The sequence below is a fragment of the Streptomyces sp. NPDC047022 genome (assembly GCF_040644155.1).
GTDB lineage: Bacteria > Actinomycetota > Actinomycetes > Streptomycetales > Streptomycetaceae > Streptomyces.
Genome location: NZ_JBEYVV010000012.1, coordinates 158067 through 175888, shown reverse-complemented (window position 1 = coordinate 175888; position 17822 = coordinate 158067). Strand labels below are relative to the sequence as shown.

Here is a 17822-nt window from a genome sequence, read left to right as displayed (position 1 = left end):
CGTGGTGGGACAGCCAGGCCCGCAGCGAGGCCACCAGATCGCCCCGTCCCGTGGCGTCGTGTTCCCGCAGGGCCCGCAGCAGCCCGTCCGCGAAGCGGAGACTTCCGTGTCCGCGACACACGCCGTCCGTTCATGAGGAGCGATTCACATGGGCGATCATGGGGCCGAAAACCGCTGGCCGCGTTCGTCCGGCTTTGCCTAGCCTCTCCTTGCTGTCTCGTGTGACCCAAGGAAGGCGGCCCGCCATGACCGTCCCCAACCTCATGTTGTCCGGCATCGTCGGCTCGACCGCGTACGGGCTCGCCCACCAGGGCTCCGACGTGGACCGGCTCGGCGTGTTCGCCGCGCCCACCGAGGAACTGCACGGCCTGCACCGCCCCAAGGAGTCGCACGTCAGCACGGCCCCGGACCGCACCCTTCACGAGGCGGCCAAGTGGTGCCGGCTCGCCCTGAGCGGCAACCCGACCGCCATGGAACTCGTCTGGCTGCCGGACGAGTTGTACGAGGTACGAACCCCTCTCGGCGACGAACTGATCGGGATACGCACGTCGTTCCTGAGCGCGCAGCGGGTCCGCAACGCCTATCTCGGGTACGCCACACAGCAGTTCAGGCGTCTGGTGGGGCGCGACGAAGCCCCGGTCTCCCCGGAGAACCGCCGACGCACCGCCAAGCACGCCCGTCACCTCAAGCGGCTGTGCCACCAGGGCCTGGAGCTGTACGCGAGCGGCCGCCTGACGATCCGCGTCGAGGACCCGCAGGAGTACCACGACTTCGGCGAGCGCGTGGCCGGTGACGCCTCGGCGGCACAGCCCCTGCTCAGGCACTACGAGACGGCCTTCGACGAGACGCGCAGCGCACTGCCGGACCGGCCGGACGAGGCGCCGGCCGAGTCGTGGCTGCTGCGGGTGCGTGCCCACTTCTACGCCCCGAACGCGGCGCTCTCCCGCTGATGTGCACGGGACCGGTGGCCGTGCCGCTCCCGTTGGCGACGGCGGCCAGGGACACGACGACGCACGCGGCGTAGACGGTGCCCGGCCAGGCCAGCAGCCCCGGGTACGGGAAGGGATGCGGCAGACCGTCCTCCACGCGGATCAGGAAGGGGACCGGACGGGCGGCCGTGGCGGCGGTCCATGCCGCCAGCGAGAGCCGGCTCAGCAACCGCTGCCGGGCGGGCCCATGGGCCGACCACATCATGGCGGGCACACACCAGATCCAGTGGTGGCTCCATGAAATGGGCGACACCAGCAGCCCGTAGAGGGTGGCGCCGACCAGTACGCCGAGATGATCCTCGCGGCGCGCGGCACACCACAGGGCGTACCCCGCGGCCACGGTCACCAGCGCCAGGGCCGTCCACCACAGCGGTGCGGGAGGGGGATCGCCGCCGGTGAGCCTGTCGAGCGCGCCCCGCAGGGACTGGTTGCGCACGGACCACGCCGGGCCGACGCGCCGAGCGTCCGTCACCAGGACCGACCAGTAGCGTGCCGACTCGGCCGGGGCGAGAGCCCAGGCCGCAGCCGTGGCGGCGAGTGCGGAGGTGAGCGCCCACAGCGCCGCCCGCACCTGCCGGGTCGCCAGCAGATACAGCACGCCGAAGGCCGGAGTCAGCTTCACCGCGACGGCCAGACCGAGGCCACCGCCTCGCACGGCGGCCGTGCGAGGCAGGGTCAGCGCCGCCAGCATGACGGCGGCCAGCAACAGATTGACCTGACCCTGGTCCAGGGTGTGACGCACGGGCTCCAGCCACAGGCCGGCCGCCGTCCAGAGCATGACGCGCGGCGCACGGTGTCGGCCGGAGCCCTTGTCCAGGAGCCGGTCGGCGCAGTGGACGATCACGGCCAGCGCGGCCACGGAGGCCGCTTGCCACAGGGCGACCACGGCCGTCCACGGCAGCCGCGACAGCGGCAGGAACACCAGGGCCGCGAACGGCGGATAGGTGAAGGGCAGCAGGGGGATCGGCGGGGCGGTGTGCAGCCGGTAGTCGTACAGGCCACCGGAGAGCACCCCCGGGGCGGCGTCGCGGTAGACGCGCAGATCCAGCGGGCCGGGGGAGAACAGGACGGCGGCCAGAAGATGAGCGGCCAGGGATGCCGCCAGGCACCACCCGGCATGGCTGGTCATCCACTGTCCGATCACACGGCTACTGGCCGCGAAGTCGTGGCGGCAGCGCACTTCGCACAGTGTGGTGCGGCCGGCGGTCCACCGGGCCCATTGCTCCGGCAGCGGCATGTCGCGCGCCGGGGGGTGTCACGCCCGGTCTTGCGTCCGTTCTCCCGCCCGTTCTCCGCGGCCCGGTCTTCTTGAGGCTCAGTCCACGGCGCCCAGCGGTACCTGCCGGGACGCCAGCATCTCCAGCACCGTCCGCCAGTCCTCCAGCACCCCGCCGTTCATGCCGGCCTCGTTCGCCGCCTCGTGTGCCTGACGCAGGGCGACCGCGTCGTCGGCCAGCGGGTCGCGCTCGAAGGCGGCGGCCTCCGCGGGGGTCATCGGCGCTTCCTGCCGGGCGGGGACCCTCGAGCCATGTGCTCTAGGCATATGCCCCGGCGCGAAAGCCGCCTGCTGGGACACGAGGTAGCGTCTGGCCGCCCCATGGAGGCGTACGAGTCCGGAGACCCGGGCGCCGAACAGCGGCCGTACCGCGTCGGCCGCGCGGTCCGCCTGCCCGTCCCGGTCGCCGGAGGCCAGTAGGCGGCCGATGCCGTGGACCAGGCCGGCCACCTGGAGTTCCTTGTCCGCGGGGCGACTTCGGCGCAGCAGGGCGGCGGTCCGCAGGGCGTGCTCATACGGATCCACCGGGTCGCCGCCGCCCGGGTCGCTCCGCGCGCCCCGGCAGGCGTGCAGCAGATCCATCAGCTCCTCGACGCTGCGCAGCTCCATGCGTCAGTCCTCCCGCGAGAAAAGCCGTTGCCGGGCGTCAGCAGAGCATGGGGAGCTTGCGAGTCAGCCAACGGGACCTGAACTGAGCACGGTGTGCTTCGGTCCGCGCACCTGCCGTACCGGGGAGGCGTTCGGGGATTGCTCCGAACGGGTGGCAGCGCGGCCCGGCGAAAACCATCAAATCTGCCCATAATAGGGCGAAGTCCCGGGTTGGTGATCCGAGACAGTTACCTGGTTGTTTCAGCCCCATCGAGCGGGGGGCCGCTCATTTGGTTAATCTGGTCGATGCGGACAGTCATTGGGGTCCTACCCACACCCATGGTCCGTCCCGGGACAAGCCGGTCACCACGGCCTGCTCTCGTACGAGTTGCCGGCGCCACCGCGTCCGAACAGATTTCGACTCATACCCGAGCGGACGCCAGGGGCGCAGAGGCACACTGGGCCGGTATGTCCCAAGGGTTACCCGACACAGAAGGAGTGCGCGGTGACACCGGAGAAGACGAATTACGATCAACTCCCCAAGGAACGCGTGGAGCGCGGGGCACGGCGGGCGGAGAAGCAGCTCGGCAGCCTCGACGTCTGGGCCCGCTCCGCTCCCATCAGGCTGGCCGGTTACGAGGACGACCTCGCCGAGCCCCACATCCTGCCGAGTGTCGACTGACGCATCCATCACAGCGCATCGATCGCTGATCAGCATGGGCGTGGCAGACTCACGCCCATGCTGATCAGACAAGCCGCGGCCGGTGACTGGCCGCGCATCTGGCCGTTCTGGCACCGGATCGTCTCCGCCGGGGAGACCTACACCTGGGACCCGGACACCACCGAGGAGGCGGCCCGCGCGCTGTGGATGTCCCCGGCCAAGCGGGTCTTCGTCGCCGAGGACGACACCGGGACGATCGTCGGCTCCGCCTATGTCACCCCCAATTACGGGGGCCCCGCCTCCGATATCGCCAACGCCGCGTTCATGGTCGACCCGGACCACGCGGGACGGGGCGTCGGGCGTGCCCTCGCCGAACACATCCTGACCGCGGCGAAGGCCGAGGGCTACCGCGCGATGGTCTTCAACGCCGTCGTCGAGACCAATCCCGCGGTCCGGCTGTGGACGTCCCTGGGCTTCACGGTCCTGGGCACCGTCCCGGAGGCGTACGAACACCCACGGTTCGGCAGGGTGGGGCTGCATGTGATGTACAAGGCGCTGTGAGGGGCCCTCGGCGAGGGCGGGGGCGTGCGGAGGGTGTTCCCGCGCGCACGCCCGGGGTTTCGCGCCGCTCGCTCAGTCCTCGCCCCGCACTATGTTCGACTCGGGCCCGCGGTGCCGGTGCGTTGCGGGTGCCGTCCGCACCTCCACGGCCGGAACGCAGGTGCGCAGGCCGTCCTCGCGCGGGTCGCGGGACTGTGCCCAGCCCGACTCGGGCGGGCGGACGACGGGCTTCTCGCTCGGGTGTGCGCTCACGACGCTTCATCTTCCTTCCGCAGACACGACAGGCGAGGCCTCGGCCGAGGCCGATCGACGCCTTCGGAGCGAGTCCCCAGGAACGACGCCACGAAACACGGTGACCTGGGCCATCAGCCCTGGCTCACGGGCGCCCTACGCGTCCACGGCTTCAGCGACTCCAACTGGGACGCCACATCCAGCAGTTCCAGCTCCGAACCCGGCCGCCCTACCAACTGCACCGCGCAGGGCGCGCCGCTCGGCAGGACGCCGAACGGGACCGACATCGCGGGCCAGCCCGTCAGGTTCCATGGCGGGGTCATGGGCGAGTAGTTCGTGTTGGCCAGCAGATTGCGCACCCAGCCGCGCTCGTGCCAGGGCCCGGCAGCCGGCGCGCGGCGGGCCAGCGCCGGCGTGAGCAGCACATCGTGCTCGGCGAAGAACGGCTCCATCACCCGGCGCAATCGCTCGCGTCGCTCCCCGGACCGCACGCTCTCGACGAAGCGGCGGCCCACCGCCGCGTGCACCCGGGTGCGACGGGCCAGCCGCCGCGGATCGAGGCCTGCGGCGTCCACGGCCGTACCCGCCGTCCAGTGCGCCAGCGCGGTCGTACCCAGCCACCAGGGGTAGGGCGGTTCCGCCGGATGTACGTCGTTGCCCGCCTCCTTGAGCAGGGAGGCCGCCGCACGGGCCGCGTCCGCGTACGGGCGGCTCACCCCCACCCCGAGCAGCGGACTGCGGAGCGAGAGCGCGATCCTGCGGGTGGCGGGGCCCGGCGTGCCGGTCTCCCGCATTCCCGCCAGGACCCCGAACATCAGCCGGGCGTCCTCCACCGTCGTCGCCAGTGGGCCGTTCTCGGACATGCCGAACCAGTCGCCGTTGCCGATGTCCGCCGGGACCGTGCCATGGCCCGGTTTGACGGTGACGAGCCCGCAGTTGGCGGCGGGGATGCGCAGCGAGCCCATTCCGTCGTTCCCGAGCGCGATCGGCACCATGCCGGCGGCCACGGCCGCCGCACTGCCGCCGGAGGAGCCGCCCGCCGTGCGGGAGGTGTCCCACGGATTGCGCGCCGTCCCGTACGGTCCCTCCGTGGTGCCGAAGACGCACAGCTCGGGCACGTTCGTCAGCCCGACGACGACCGCACCCGCCGCGCGCAGCCGGGCCACCGTGACATGGTCGTGCCCGGCGGGCGTGTCCGGAGTCGCGGCGGAGCCGTTGCGCGTCGCCTCCCCCCGTACGGCCAGGTTGTCCTTGACGGCCACGGGGACGCCGGCGAGGGGAAGTTCCGCGAGGTCCGCCCGGCCCGCGACCTCCTCGGCCTCGGCCGGTGCGGCAGCCGCGCGCAGCTGCCGGAAGGCACCGATGCGACCGTCCAGACGTTCGATGAGCGCGAGGTGCTCGGCCACCACCTGGCCGGGCGTGACCCGCTTCTCGCGTACGGCGGCGGCGATCTCGGTGGCGGTCCGGCCGACCCAGTTGCTCACGGACGCTCCCTGGCGATGTTCGGTGTGTCGGGGACATGGTGGAGGTAGGGCGAGTACGAGGAGCACTGTGCCCTGCCGGGAGCGCCGCGTCGAGGGGTGACTCCGTCAGGGCCGGAAGGTCGCGCGGTTCGCACCGCGCGCGGTCGGGGAGCTGTACAACGACGCGACTGAGGACACCATGCACGGACACCACCCGACGGCACCCCGCACCCTCACCCCACGGAGCACCCCATGCATGACGACCGCACCCTGGTAGAGGCCCGACTGCGGCGCGTCCTGGACGAGCGCATCCGCCCCGCGGTGTACCCCGAGACCGTACCGCTCGAGGTGGCGGTGTGGCATGCGCCCGGTGAGCCCGTGCCGGTCGCCGAGGGCCTGGCGGCCCCGGTGGGGCCGGTCGCCGTGGGCGAGCGCTGGGGCGTCCCGTGGGGCACCAGCTGGTTCCGGGTCACCGGGACCGTACCCGGGGCCTGGGCCGGGCGGACCGTCGAGGCGCTGCTGGACCTGGGCTTCGACGGGAACATGCCCGGCTTCCAGTGCGAGGGCCTCGTCTACCGTCCTGACGGCACTCCTGTGAAGGGGCTCCACCCGCGCAACCAGTGGGTGCGGATCGGCTCTCCCGCCGAGGGCGGGGAGCACGTCGATCTGCGCATCGAGGCGGCGTCCAACCCCGTCGTGTTCGGCCATCCCGCGTTCGCGCCCACACCCCTGGGCGACAAGGACACCGCGGGCACCGAGCCTCAGTACACGCTCGGGCGCATGGACCTCGCCGTCTTCGACGAGACCGTGTGGCAGCTGGTCCTCGACCTGGAGGTGCTCGGCGAGCTGATGGCCGAGCTGCCGGTGGAGTCGGGGCGGCGCTGGGAGATCCTGCGCGCGGTGGAGCGGGCCCTGGACGCCGTCGACCTCCAGGACGTGGGCTCCTCGGCCGCGGCGGCCCGCGCAAGGCTCACCGATGTCCTGGCGGCGCCCGCCGCCTCCTCCGCGCACCGCCTCAGCGCCGTCGGGCACGCGCACATCGACTCGGCCTGGCTGTGGCCGCTGCGCGAGACGGTGCGCAAGGTGGCCCGTACGACCGCCAACATGACCGCGCTCATCGAGGACGAGCCGGAGTTCGTCTTCGCCATGTCGCAGGCGCAGCAGTGGGCCTGGGTGAAGGAGCACCGGCCCGAGGTGTGGGCGAGGGTGAAGGAGGCGGTCGCGCAGGGCCGATTCGTGCCGGCGGGCGGCATGTGGGTGGAGTCCGACACCAATATGCCGGGCTCGGAGGCGATGGCGCGCCAGTTCGTGCACGGCAAGCGGTTCTTCCTCGACGAGTTCGGCATCGAGAACCAGGAGGCGTGGCTGCCCGACACCTTCGGCTTCGCGGCCGGGCTGCCGGGGATCATCAAGGCGGCCGGTTCCAAGTGGCTGCTGACCCAGAAGATCTCCTGGTCCAGGACCAACAAGTTCCCCCACCACACGTTCCTGTGGGAGGGCATCGACGGCACCCGGATCCTCACCCACTTCCCGCCCGTCGACACCTACAACTGCTCGATGAGGGGTAGCGAACTCGCCCACGCGGAGCGGAACTTCCGGGACAAGGGGGCGGCCAGGCACTCGCTCGCCCCGACCGGCTGGGGAGACGGGGGAGGAGGCACGACGCGGGAGATGGTCGCGAAGGCGGCACGCCTGCGCAACCTGGAGGGCTCGCCGTCCGTGGTGTGGGACACGCCGGAGGCGTTCTTCGAGAAGGCGGAGGCGGAGTACGCCCACCCGCCGGTGTGGGTGGGCGAGTTGTACCTGGAGCTGCACCGCGCCACGCTGACCAGTCAGGCGAAGACGAAGCAGGGCAACCGGCGCAGCGAACACCTGCTGCGCGAGGCCGAGTTGTGGGCGGCCACCGCCGCCGTGCGGACCGGCTCCCCCTATCCGTACGACGCACTGGACCGGGTCTGGAAGACGGTCCTGCTCCACCAGTTCCACGACATCCTGCCCGGCTCGTCCATCTCCTGGGTGCACCGCGAGGCGCGGGCCGCCTACGAGCGGATCGCCGCGGAGCTGAACGGCATCATCGAGGCGGCCCAGCGGTCCCTGGCCGGGGACGGGCCCGTGCCGCTCGTGTTCAACGCGGCGCCGCACGCCCGGGCCGGGGTCCCGGCGGGCGGCGCGGCCACCCCGGTCGCCCCCGGACAGGTGTCCCTCGCACCACGGCCGGACGGCGGGTTCATGCTGTACAACGGGCTGCTGCGGGTGGAGATCGACGGGAGGGGCCTGGTCGTCTCCTTGTACGACGTCGACGCCGACCGGGAGACGATCGCGCCGGGAAGCGCCGGGAACCTGCTCCAGCTCCACCCCGACCTGCCGAACATGTGGGACGCGTGGGACGTGGACGCGTTCTACCGCAACACGGTCACCGACCTGGTGGACGCCGAGGAGATCACGCCCGGTGAGGACGGCGGGTCGGTCCGCGTCCTGCGGTCCTTCGGCGCGTCGCACGTCACCCAGGTGCTGTCACTCGCACCGGGGGAGCGGCGGCTCGAGATCGGCACGGAGGTCGACTGGCACGAGACGGAGAAGTTCCTGAAGCTCGCCTTCCCGCTGGACGTGCACGCCGAACGGTACGCGTCCGAGACCCAGTTCGGTCACTTCCACCGGCCGACGCACACCAACACCTCATGGGAGGCGGCCAAGTTCGAGGCGTGCAACCACCGCTTCGTGCACCTTGAGGAACCGGGCTGGGGAGTGGCGGTCGTGAACGACTCCACGTACGGCCACGACGTGACCCGCACGGTGCGCCCGGCCGACGCGGGCACGACCACCACCGTCCGGGTCTCCCTGCTGCGCGCGCCGCGTTTCCCCGACCCGGAGACCGACCAGGGCCTTCACCGCTTCCGGCACGCCATCGTCCCGGGTGCCGTGATCGGGGACGCCGTGCGTGAGGGATGGCGGATCAACCTGCCGGAGCGGCGGCTGAACGGTTCCCGTGCGGTGGAGCCGCTGGTGTCCATGGCCGAGGACGCCGTCGTGGTGACGGCCGTCAAGCTGGCCGACGACGGCAGCGGCGATGTCGTCGTGCGCTTCCACGAGTCACGCGGAGGCCGCTCGAAGGCCACGCTCACCGCGCACTTCGACGTGGCGGCGGTGGCGGTGACCGACCTGCTGGAGCGAAGCCGGCCCCCGCAGGAAGCACCGGAACCCGACCGCGACGGCAACCGGATCACGCTGCGCCTGCGGCCCTTCGAGCTGGTGACGCTCCGGCTCGGCAGGGCCTGAACTCACAGGTTCCGGCGCACCCGCGCGGACAGCCGGGCCGGCGGCATGAAGTCGCGGACGTAGGTCCGCTCCCAGCACGCCCCCGTCGCGCGCAGTTCCTGCCACGTCGTGTACCGGTAGCGGAACAGCCGGGCCCGTACGAAACGCGGGGGAGCGTCCGGCGGGAACGGGGAGCGGCGCAGGAGCCGAAGTGTGTCGCGGTCGCTCTCCAGTAGGCGCTCGACCAAAGGGCCGAACCAGGCGTCCGCGTACATCGGGGAGAGCGCCGCGAACCACATGAGCCAGTCGAGCCGCAGATGGTACGGGGCGAACTGGCGCGGCCACCGACGAGGGTCGCCCGGCTTGCCCTTGAACTCGTACTCCCGCCAGTCGGAGTCCTCACTCGGTACGCCGTCCGCCGTGCCCTCGATCACGACCTCGTACCGGATGCGGCTCACGCTCCCGAACGCGCCGTAGGTGTTGACCAGGTGCAGCGGGTCGAAGGAGCGGTTCATCACCTGGCCGCGGGAGATCATGTTGCGTACGGGGTGGCGGCTGAGCGCGAGCAGGCCCGCCGCGACCACCAGGACCACCACCTCGTACCACAGCGGCGGCCCGGCCACGCTCGGCGCGGTGGCCGGGTAGGCGAGCGCCGACAGGGCCAGCACGATCGTGATCCAGTTCAGCCAGGCGAAGTTGCCGGACAGGACCAGCCACAGCTGGGTCACGATCATCAGGGACGCGGCGGCCGTAGCGATCGGCTGCGGGGTGAACAGCAACACGGGGACGACCAGCTGCGTGAAGTGGTTGGCGGCCACCTCCACCCGGTGCAAGGGCTTCGGCAGATGGTGGAAGAACCAGCTCAGCGGGCCGGGCATCGGCTGGGTCTCGTGGTGGTAGTCCAGACAGGTCAGCTTCCGCCAGCAGGCGTCCCCGCGCAGCTTGATGAGTCCGGCCCCGAACTCGACGCGGAAGAGGATCCAGCGCAGCAGGAACAGCACGACGATGGGCGGGGCGACGGAGTCGTTGCCCAGGAACACGGCAAGGAAGCCGACCTCGAGCAGCAGCGATTCCCAGCCGAACGAGTACCAGGTCTGACCGACGTTGACGATCGACAGATACATCGCCCACGGGATCAGCCAGAGCACCATCCCCGCCCAGAGCGGGACGAGCGAGTCCGCTCCGGCGATCAGCGCCGCCGACACCGCGCAGCCCGCCCAGCACCACGCGGCGAAGAAGCGGTCCGAGTAGTGGAAGTGGAAGACGCTGGGCGCGTCCCTGAACGCCAGCCGCGCGAGGTGGCGCGGCACCGGGAGCATGCCGCGCTCCCCGATCAGGGCACGGAACTGCAGCACAGCGGTCAGGAAGGCGAAGAGGTACACGACGGCCAGCGCCCGCTGGAACACCAGCCGGCTCAGCCAGTACTCCGGTGCGACGAACCAGTCCACGGCACCCTCTCTCCCTCCAGTGTGTCCGAATACCCGGCCGGGGAACGTCCGTGACCCTGTGTGCGACACCGGTCCCTTTCCGTGATCATGCGGCATCATGCGCAGAACCGCACAGGACTCGAAGATTCGGGCAAATCCTGGCAAGGTGGCCCCATGGCTGATCGGGGAGCGAGTGCCCGTTCCCTCCCGAAAGACTGGCCCGCCCACCCGGACCCGTTCCTGGCGCTCAATCGCATGGGCAGCTTCGACTGGGACCTGGACACCGGGCAATTCCACATGGACGCCCAGGCCCACATGATCTTCGACGTGAGCCCCGACGACTACGACGGCCGCCCGGAGAGCCTTGTGACGCGTGTCCCCTCCGACGAGGCCCGGCGGCTGGACCTGCTGGTCGCCCAGTCGATCAAGGACGGCAGCGAGAACTACGGAGCCTACTTCCGCGTCCGCCGCCGGGACGGCACCCTGCGCTGGACCCACACCCAGGGCTACATCCGCCGCGACCACAAGGGCCGCGCACGCCGGATCATAGGGATCATCCGCGACGCCACCCAGGAGCTGAGCGACAGCCGGGCCCACGCCGAACAGGTGGGCCAGGACGAGGCGCTGCGCCGGCAGACGAACGTCGTCGAGAGCACCACCGCGGCGCTCGCCGACGCCCGCACGGTCCGGGACGTCATCGACGTCCTCAAGAACAGCCACGGCCTCATCCACCTCGGCGCCGCCAGCCTGGTCGTGGGACTGGTGGAGGCCGGTCGTATCCGGCTCGTCGCCGAGGGACCGGAGGGCAGCTTCGTGCCGGGCACGCGCGTGGAGGAGCCCTACCCGATGAGCGAGGTGGTCCGGACCCTCAGCCCCCGGTTCATAGAGTCCTCCGAGGAGTTCGCCGAGCAGTACCCGGTGCTGTGGCCGCACCTCACGGACCTGAGCGTCACCTCGGCCGCCTACCTTCCGCTGGTCGTCCAGGGCCGTCCCATCGGCGCCATGGGACTGCTCTACGACGACCGCCACGGCTTCACCGCCGAGGAACGCAACGTCCTCGTCGCCCTCGGCGGGTGCATCGCGCAGAGCCTTCAGCGCGCCATGTTCTACGAGCAGGACAAGGACCTCGCCCAGGGCCTCCAGCAGGCGATGCTCCCGCGCTCGATCCCCAGCGTGACCGGCGCCGACATCGCCGTCCGCTACCGCTCCGCCGCGCTGGGCCGCGACATCGGAGGCGACTGGTACGACCTGATCCCGCTGCCGGGCGGCCGGGTCGGCGCCGTCATCGGCGACGTCCAGGGCCATGACACACACGCCGCCGCCGTGATGGGCCAGCTGAGGATCGTGCTGCGCGCCTACGCCGCCGAGGGGCACACGCCCGCCACCGTGATGGCCCGCGCCTCGGTCTTCCTCAAGGAGCTCGACACCGATCGCTTCGCGACCTGCCTGTACGCCGAGGCCGATCTGTCCACCGGCGTGGTGCAACTCGTCCGGGCCGGACACCCCGACCCGTTTCTGCGGCTGGCGGACGGCGGCTGCCGACGCCTGCCCGTCGAGGGCGGACTCCCGCTCGGCCTGTCCGCCGACTTCGACAGCCTCGAGTATCCGGTCACCACCGTCGAACTGGACGCCGGTCAGACGCTGCTGTTGTGCACGGACGGCATGATCGAACACCCGGGCTCCGACCTGGACGACGGCATCGAGGCCGTCCGGACGCTGGTCGGCAGCGGCCCGCTCGACGTACGCGACCTCGCCGACGAACTCATCGACGCGGCCGAGGCGCGAGGCGGCGACGACGACGTGGCCGTACTGCTCCTGCAGCGCCGCGGCCGGGCAGCGCGCTCGGGCAGCCGTCTTCAGCAGCAGGTCGGGCCCGCCGACCCGGAGGCGCTCACCGAGGCCCGGCGCACGATCCGCGCCGCCGTGCGCGCCTGGGGCGTCGGCGAGCGCTCCTACGAGATCGAGCTGGTCGCCGACGAGCTGATCACCAACGTCCTCATGCACACCGAGGGCCCCGCGATCGTCACCCTCCGGGTGCTCGCGGGACACGACCGCAGGCTGCGGATCGAGGTCGAGGACACCTCCAGCGCCCTGCCGCGCCGCCGGGAGGCGGGCGTGTCCGGTGTCTCGGGCCGCGGCCTGCTGCTGGTCGACCGGCTCACGGACGTGTGGGGCGTGGAGGCGCGGGGCGGCGGCAAGGTCGTGTGGTGCGAGTTCATGGTCCCGCGGCGCGGCTGACAAGCGTCGTGCCGCTTGGCACCCTGGTACTCATGCCGGAACTGCCCGAGGTCGAAGCGCTCAAGGACTTCCTGGCCGACCGCGCCGTCGGTCACGAGGTGGTGCGGGTACTGCCCGTCGCGATCAGTGTCCTGAAGACGTACGACCCGCCCGCCACCGCTCTGCAGGGCCGTCAGATCACCGCCGTGCGCCGGTACGGCAAGTTCCTGGACCTGGACGCCGACGGGCTGCACTTCGTCACGCACCTGGCCCGCGCGGGCTGGCTCCAGTGGAAGGACCGCCTGCCCGACGGCGCGCCCCGCCCCGGCAAGGGCCCGCTCGCCCTGCGGCTCGCGCTGGAGACGGGCGAGGGCTTCGACCTCACCGAGGCAGGCACCCAGAAGCGGCTCGCCGTGTACGTCGTCCACGACCCCCAGGAGGTCCCCGGGATCGCCCGGCTGGGCCCCGACCCGCTGGCCGCCGGCTTCGACGAGCGGAGCTTGGCGGAGCTGCTCGCGGGTGAGCGCCGGCAGATCAAGGGCGCGCTGCGCGACCAGAGCCTGATCGCGGGCGTCGGCAACGCCTACAGCGACGAGATCCTGCACGCGGCGCGGATGTCCCCGTTCAAGCTGGCTTCGTCGCTGTCGCCCGAGGAGATGCGACGGCTCTACGAGGCGCTGCGCACCACGCTCAAGGAGGCGGTCGGGCGTTCACGGGGTCTGGCCACCGGACGCCTGAAGGCGGAGAAGAAGAGCGGGCTGCGCGTCCACGGCCGTACGGGTCAGCCCTGCCCGGTCTGCGGGGACACGATCCGTGAGGTGTCCTTCAGCGACTCCTCGCTCCAGTACTGCCCGACCTGCCAGACCGGCGGCAAGCCGCTGGCGGACCGAAGGCTGTCGCGGCTGCTGAAGTAGCCGCCGCGGACCTCTCCCTGCCGCCCCGTCAGCGGGACTTCAGGGTCACCAGATGCCGGCCGTCCCTGGTCCGGACCTCGAAGCGGTCGATCTGCGCCGAGAGCATCGCGGCACCCCCCTGGACGGCGGTCGGACCGCCGTCGTCCGCGGACACCATCCAGCTCGTCACCGTCTGCTCCGAGCCGTCCTTGCCCACCGCGATGAGCCGGCACGCGTGCGGCCCCGACTTGTCCTTGATCTTCACATCGATCTCGCTGCCCCAGTCCCGGTCCTGGGTGGTGACCTCCGCCCAGACGCCCGTGTCCGGGTCGGTCGCGCTCAAGGCCGTCGCGGAGGAGCCCTGCGAGGCCCCCTGTCCGGACATGACCGCCACCGCCGACCCGCCGACCGCGAACACCGCGGCAGCCGCGACCGCGTACAGCCAGCGCTTCCGCCCGCCGCGGTGCCCCGCCGCCACCTCGTCCAGCAGCCGCTCCAGCAGCCGTGGCCCGGGAGCCGCGAACGGGTGAACGGACCGGGGGGTCGCCTTGCGGTACAGCATCAGCTGCCGCGCGGCGGGCTTGAACTCGCTCACCTGCGCCGTGCAACTCGGGCATTCCACGAGGTGGTCCTCGAAGCGGAAGGCTTCCGCCTCGTCCAGCACGCCGAGCGCGTATGCGCCGACATCGCGATGCCGTTCCAGGGACCTCATACCAAATCCTCAAGCCGGTGAGCGGGGTGGGGGTGGTGTTGCTGCTGTCCACCGGTACGGACCAGGAGGCCGAATCACTCAAGCCCGTTACCGAATCGCGGCCAAGACATTCGGAGCCGACGGGCCCGCGGATTGGTCCGTCCTCGAAAAAAGGTCCGCGGTACGGCCCGGAACAGCCGTGCTCCGAATGGCGGCACGGCTCTGAACAGCGGTACGGCCGAGAACAGGGGTATGGCTCAGAACAAATGGATGGCGAGATGTCCGAGGGGCAGCCCCAGCTGCCAGGCCGGAGTCCAGACCTTGGGCTCGTCGTCCTCACCGGCCGAGGCGCCACCGGGCACCGCGTCCAGGTCGGGGGCGAGCAGTTCGGTCTCCTCCAGCCAGCGCCGGGCCGCCACGGCCAGGTCCAGGTCCGGGGCGGGCCCGCCGGAATCGGCCGCCTCGGCGGTCAGCTCGGCCATCCGCTCGCGTACCCAGTCCTGCCACGGCTGGTCGTACGCCGTCAGCGAAAGCCAGGTCTCCAGCTGCGTGACGACCCGGATTCCGGACAGTTCGCCATCGGTGTCGGACAGGAAGATCGTCAGTGCCAGGGCGTCACGCCCGGCACGGAACTCGAACGACGTCGGTGGCATGAGGTCGCCGGTGCGCAGCAGTTCGTCCGCGATGTACTCGGCGTACAGCCACGCCATGGGGACGGCCAGGTCACCGCCGCCGGTGCCGTCCGTGCTCTCTTGGCCTTTGTACAGCATTCCTTCCTGCCTTCCTCCGGTACGTGCGCGTCGCCCGACACCGGGCCTTGGGGCGGCCTGCGCCCCAATCCGGAAAACGGATGAGGCAAGCTGATTGCTCAACCATGGTCAGCAGCAAGGCGCTTTACGGAGGCTTGACCCGGCCCCCGGTTTCACCGCAGGTCGGCCGCGTATTCCGGAAGAACCCGGCGCAGGGCGCGCATCGCGTAGTACGCGCGGGAGTTCACCGTACCGGGCGCGGCATCCGGGGCCCTGGCGGCGTACGCCCCACGCGCCCCGCGGACCTCCACCCGCACCAGGAGGTCCCGGCGTCCGGGAGTGAAAGTCTTCACAGCCTCCCGCACGCCGAGCGCCGCGGCGGACCGCTCCCGGTGGCCGACGATCTCCGTGTGTCCTCCGGTACGGCGCCCCCGGCCTCGGCGGGACGCGCCGGACGGCCCCGTCGCGCGTCGGGCGCGCGTCGGGCGCGCGACGGCGGCCGACCGTGAACGGCCGGGGCGCACGGAGTCGAAAACACGCGCTCGGAGCGCTTTCGGGGTGCTGCCGGGCGCGCACCGGCCGAGGCGACGGCGGAGGCGCCGCGTGTCGGGCGCCGGGGCCGTGGTCAGCGGGGCCCGGACACCCTGGCCAGCTCCGAGCGTTTGTACGAGTACCCGAAGTACACCACCTGCCCGATCGCGAACCACACCGCGAACCGGACCCACGTCTGCCACTGCAGGAATGTGATCAGCCAGATCGAGAAGACCACACCCAGCGCCGGAACGAACGGCATCCACGGGGTGCGGAAGGTTCGCGGCAGCTCCGGCTGCCGGTAGCGCAGCACGATCACCGCCGTGCACACCACGACGAACGCCAGCAGGATCCCGATGTTGGTCAGTTCGGCCGCCTCGCCGATCGGCAGGAACCCGGCGATGACGGCGGAGGCCCCGCCGACCAGCCAGGTGACGCGGGTCGGCACATGGCGCGTCGGGTGGGTCTTCGCGAACCAGCGCGGCAGCAGCCCGTCCCGGGACATGGAGAACCACACACGGGTGACTCCCAGCATGAATGTGAACATCACCGTGAGGATGCCGATGATCGCGCCGACCGCGATCACGTCGGCGAGACCGGTGAGCCCCACCGCCTTGAACGCGCTGGAGAACCCGCTCTCCTTGTCGATGTGCCGGTAGTTCTGCATGCCCGTCAGCACCAGGCACGCCGCCACATACAGGACCATCGAGATCCCCAGCGAGTACAGGATCGCCTTCGGCATATGGCGCTGGGCGTCCTTGGACTCCTCCGCCGCGGTCGACATGGCGTCGTACCCGAAGACCGCGAAGAACACGGTCGCCGCACCGGTGAACGCCCCTGAGACTCCGTACGGGAAGAACGGATGGTAGTTGCCGCTGTCGATGTGGAAGACGCCGACCCCGACCACCAGCAGGACGACCAGGACCTTCAGGCCCACCACGAACGTCTCGAACCGGGCCGCGTTGCGGATGCCGAGATTGAGCAGCCATGCGATCAGCAGGCACAGGACGACCGCGAACAGGTCGACCCGGTGCCCCGCCCCGGTGCCGGGCGCGCCCAGCATCCACGTCGGCAGATGCGCTCCGGTCTCGGCGACGAGGAAGCCGAAGTACCCGGAGATGCCGATCGCGACCACCGCCACGATCGCCGTGTACTCCAGCAGCAGATCCCAGCCGATGAACCAGCCCGCGTACTCGCCGAGCACCGCGTACCCGTACGTGTACGCGGAGCCCGCCTTGGGGATGAGACCGGCGAACTCGGCGTACGACAACGCCGCCGCGGCACTCGCCAGACCCGCGATCAGGAACGACACGAGGACCGCGGGACCGGCCGTGCCGTTGGCGACGGTACCGGCGAGCGTGAAGATGCCGGCGCCGATGATCCCGCCGATCCCGATCGCGGTCAGCTGCCACAGCCCGAGCGAACGGTCGAGCCGTGTACCGTCGTGGACCTCCGACTCCTCGATGTGCTCGATGGGTTTGCGCCGGAGAATCCCCTCACCCATCCTGAGCCTGGCCATGAGCCTCACCTCTTCGCAGACGGCAATGGGCTGATGGCGATGATGGCGCAGGAGTGACGCGTGCGGAAGACGTCGTGCGGGGGTGCTTCGTATGGAGGTACGCCGTGCGGAGGTACGTCGTCCGGGTGACGACAACGCGGCTGGGGGTACCCCCTGCTCGAAGAGCTTGGGGGAGCGGTGCCAGACCCCGCGAGCCCGGCCTGATCCAAACGAAAGACCCTAGGGCACCACTGTGACCGGCCAGCGGCCCGCCTTCACCAGCCGGATCGCCACCGAGCCGATGATCCGGTGCCCGGCCTGTTCCGAGGCGCCCACCACGACCGCGTCCGCCTTCAGTTCGTCCGCCGCTCTGACGAGGCCGTTGTAGGGGTCGCCACGGAAGGTGTGGAATTCCCAGCGCACCTCGAATATGCCCTTCACCCGCTCGGTGGCCTCGCGGATGTAGCTGACGAGGTCCTCCGCGATCTCGTCGGTCGTCTCGGCCACCGGCACCCCGAGCGCCGCCCCCGACGCCATCACCGGTTGCACATAGACGACCGCGAGCAGCGCGTGCTGGCGTCTGGCCAGGCCTCCGGCATATGCGGCCGCCCGCAGCGAGGAGTCGGAGCCGTCCACCCCGGCAACAATGACCTTGGGCCCGTCCGTGCCCCGCTCGAACTGGTGCGAGTGCTGTTCCGTCACGGCCGTGAGGCTATCGGAACCGGCGGCTCCGCACCCTCCGGGCCCCGCACCCGACGGCGGTGCGCCCGGACGCTCGACGGGCGGCGCGCC

General features: G+C 71.2%; 14 protein-coding genes and 2 pseudogenes. 6 read left to right on the top strand and 10 right to left on the bottom strand.

Annotated elements, in window-relative coordinates; genetic code table 11:
• Positions 1 to 245: 245 nt before the first annotated feature.
• A complete protein-coding gene (locus tag ABZ845_RS16070) occupies positions 246 to 950 on the top strand; it encodes a nucleotidyltransferase domain-containing protein (RefSeq protein ID WP_360979088.1) in 705 nt (234 codons plus the stop codon).
• 295 nt (positions 951 to 1245) lie between these two features.
• Here the strand turns inward: ABZ845_RS16070 and ABZ845_RS16065 are convergent.
• Positions 1246 to 2118: pseudogene (locus ABZ845_RS16065) on the bottom strand (glycosyltransferase 87 family protein); the annotation flags it as partial.
• A 186-nt stretch (positions 2119 to 2304) separates the two neighbouring features.
• Entirely contained in the window at positions 2305 to 2874 is a 570-nt protein-coding gene (locus ABZ845_RS16060; RefSeq protein WP_360979085.1) for a metal-dependent phosphohydrolase, read from the bottom strand.
• 484 nt (positions 2875 to 3358) lie between these two features.
• Between ABZ845_RS16060 and ABZ845_RS16055 the strand changes: the two genes are divergently transcribed.
• On the top strand, positions 3359 to 3535 hold the full coding sequence (locus ABZ845_RS16055; RefSeq protein ID WP_360979082.1) for a hypothetical protein: 177 nt from the start codon (positions 3359 to 3361) through the stop codon (positions 3533 to 3535).
• A gap of 57 nt (positions 3536 to 3592) precedes the next feature.
• On the top strand, positions 3593 to 4075 hold the full coding sequence (locus ABZ845_RS16050; RefSeq protein ID WP_360979079.1) for a GNAT family N-acetyltransferase: 483 nt from the start codon (positions 3593 to 3595) through the stop codon (positions 4073 to 4075).
• 72 nt (positions 4076 to 4147) lie between these two features.
• Here the strand turns inward: ABZ845_RS16050 and ABZ845_RS16045 are convergent, their stop codons facing one another.
• Together ABZ845_RS16045 and ABZ845_RS16040 are read right to left on the bottom strand one after the other, a co-directional pair.
• The gene (locus tag ABZ845_RS16045; protein WP_360979076.1) at positions 4148 to 4327 is read right to left on the bottom strand and encodes a hypothetical protein; all 180 of its coding nucleotides are present in this window, start codon (positions 4325 to 4327) and stop codon (positions 4148 to 4150) included.
• A gap of 113 nt (positions 4328 to 4440) precedes the next feature.
• A complete protein-coding gene (locus ABZ845_RS16040) occupies positions 4441 to 5790 on the bottom strand; it encodes an amidase (protein ID WP_360979073.1) in 1350 nt (449 codons plus the stop codon).
• 231 nt (positions 5791 to 6021) lie between these two features.
• Here ABZ845_RS16040 and ABZ845_RS16035 point away from each other — a divergent pair, with 231 nt between their 5' ends.
• Positions 6022 to 9045 (top strand): glycoside hydrolase family 38 C-terminal domain-containing protein, encoded by a 3024-nt coding sequence (locus ABZ845_RS16035; RefSeq protein ID WP_360979070.1) that lies wholly within the window; start codon positions 6022 to 6024, stop codon positions 9043 to 9045.
• A 2-nt stretch (positions 9046 to 9047) separates the two neighbouring features.
• Here the strand turns inward: ABZ845_RS16035 and ABZ845_RS16030 are convergent, their stop codons facing one another.
• Positions 9048 to 10472: a lipase maturation factor family protein gene (locus tag ABZ845_RS16030; RefSeq protein ID WP_360979067.1), complete on the bottom strand. Its 1425-nt coding sequence runs from the start codon at positions 10470 to 10472 to the stop codon at positions 9048 to 9050.
• 153 nt (positions 10473 to 10625) lie between these two features.
• Here ABZ845_RS16030 and ABZ845_RS16025 point away from each other — a divergent pair, with 153 nt between their 5' ends.
• Together ABZ845_RS16025 and ABZ845_RS16020 are read left to right on the top strand one after the other, a co-directional pair.
• Positions 10626 to 12689, top strand: coding sequence for a SpoIIE family protein phosphatase (locus ABZ845_RS16025; RefSeq protein WP_360979064.1), 2064 nt, complete (start codon positions 10626 to 10628; stop codon positions 12687 to 12689).
• A gap of 32 nt (positions 12690 to 12721) precedes the next feature.
• A complete protein-coding gene (locus ABZ845_RS16020) occupies positions 12722 to 13582 on the top strand; it encodes a DNA-formamidopyrimidine glycosylase family protein (RefSeq protein WP_360979061.1) in 861 nt (286 codons plus the stop codon).
• Positions 13583 to 13610: 28 nt separating this feature from the next.
• Here ABZ845_RS16020 and ABZ845_RS16015 read toward each other — a convergent pair whose 3' ends face one another.
• From ABZ845_RS16015 to ABZ845_RS15995, 5 genes and pseudogenes are all read right to left on the bottom strand, one after another.
• Entirely contained in the window at positions 13611 to 14273 is a 663-nt protein-coding gene (locus tag ABZ845_RS16015) for a zf-HC2 domain-containing protein (protein ID WP_360979058.1), read from the bottom strand.
• A gap of 236 nt (positions 14274 to 14509) precedes the next feature.
• Positions 14510 to 15022: a hypothetical protein gene (locus ABZ845_RS16010; protein WP_360979054.1), complete on the bottom strand. Its 513-nt coding sequence runs from the start codon at positions 15020 to 15022 to the stop codon at positions 14510 to 14512.
• Between the two features lie 152 nt (positions 15023 to 15174).
• A pseudogene (locus ABZ845_RS16005) lies at positions 15175 to 15558 on the bottom strand (RNA polymerase subunit sigma); the annotation flags it as partial.
• 68 nt (positions 15559 to 15626) lie between these two features.
• A complete protein-coding gene (locus tag ABZ845_RS16000) occupies positions 15627 to 17051 on the bottom strand; it encodes an amino acid permease (protein ID WP_360979051.1) in 1425 nt (474 codons plus the stop codon).
• A 219-nt stretch (positions 17052 to 17270) separates the two neighbouring features.
• Positions 17271 to 17732, bottom strand: a complete 462-nt coding sequence (locus ABZ845_RS15995) for a universal stress protein (RefSeq protein ID WP_360979048.1) — start codon at positions 17730 to 17732, stop codon at positions 17271 to 17273.
• Between the last annotated feature and the right edge of the window lie 90 nt (positions 17733 to 17822).

Bases quoted from the DNA above. Each gene is read 5' to 3' on its own strand.
- ABZ845_RS16070 (WP_360979088.1), top strand. From the start codon at position 246: ATGACCGTCCCCAACCTCATGTTGTCCGGCATCGTCGGCTCGACCGCG.
- ABZ845_RS16060 (WP_360979085.1), bottom strand. From the start codon at position 2,874: ATGGAGCTGCGCAGCGTCGAGGAGCTGATGGATCTGCTGCACGCCTGC.
- ABZ845_RS16050 (WP_360979079.1), top strand. From the start codon at position 3,593: ATGCTGATCAGACAAGCCGCGGCCGGTGACTGGCCGCGCATCTGGCCG.
- ABZ845_RS16035 (WP_360979070.1), top strand. From the start codon at position 6,022: ATGCATGACGACCGCACCCTGGTAGAGGCCCGACTGCGGCGCGTCCTG.
- ABZ845_RS16025 (WP_360979064.1), top strand. From the start codon at position 10,626: ATGGCTGATCGGGGAGCGAGTGCCCGTTCCCTCCCGAAAGACTGGCCC.
- ABZ845_RS16020 (WP_360979061.1), top strand. From the start codon at position 12,722: ATGCCGGAACTGCCCGAGGTCGAAGCGCTCAAGGACTTCCTGGCCGAC.
- ABZ845_RS16015 (WP_360979058.1), bottom strand. From the start codon at position 14,273: ATGAGGTCCCTGGAACGGCATCGCGATGTCGGCGCATACGCGCTCGGC.
- ABZ845_RS16010 (WP_360979054.1), bottom strand. From the start codon at position 15,022: ATGCTGTACAAAGGCCAAGAGAGCACGGACGGCACCGGCGGCGGTGAC.
- ABZ845_RS16000 (WP_360979051.1), bottom strand. From the start codon at position 17,051: ATGGCCAGGCTCAGGATGGGTGAGGGGATTCTCCGGCGCAAACCCATC.